Below are 385 nucleotides of genomic sequence, written 5' to 3' on the forward strand. Positions count from 1 at the left end.
GGGGCCCAGGCCGTTCGTAACGCGATTGCAGGGACCATCATGGAGCTACCTGCCAGTCTACGCAGATCCCTGACCTGGGATCAGGGAGCGGAGATGGCACAACACGCCCAACTCCAGATCGATACCGGTCTTGATATCTACTTCTGTGATCCAAAAAGCCCCTGGCAACGTGGCAGCAATGAAAACACCAATGGTCTGCTGCGCCAATACTTCCCCAAGGGAACGGATCTCACCCAGCATGATACCGATGCATTAAATGCGGTTGCTCATGCCCTGAATACACGGCCACGCAAAACACTCGGTTGGAAAACACCAGCAGAGGCACTCGACCAACTGCTCAAACAACATATAATCGAAGGTGTTGCGACGACCGGTTGAATCCGCC

Annotated in this window: 1 protein-coding gene; it reads left to right on the forward strand. The window is 54.3% G+C overall.

The features are described 5' to 3' along the window. On the forward strand, positions 1-378 hold a 378-nt coding region (locus Abin_RS15365), incomplete at its 5' end, for an IS30 family transposase (RefSeq protein WP_048848546.1). Between the last annotated feature and the right edge of the window lie 7 nt (positions 379-385).

Origin of the sequence: Acetobacter indonesiensis (assembly GCF_000963945.1) — a bacterium.
GTDB lineage: Bacteria > Pseudomonadota > Alphaproteobacteria > Acetobacterales > Acetobacteraceae > Acetobacter > Acetobacter indonesiensis.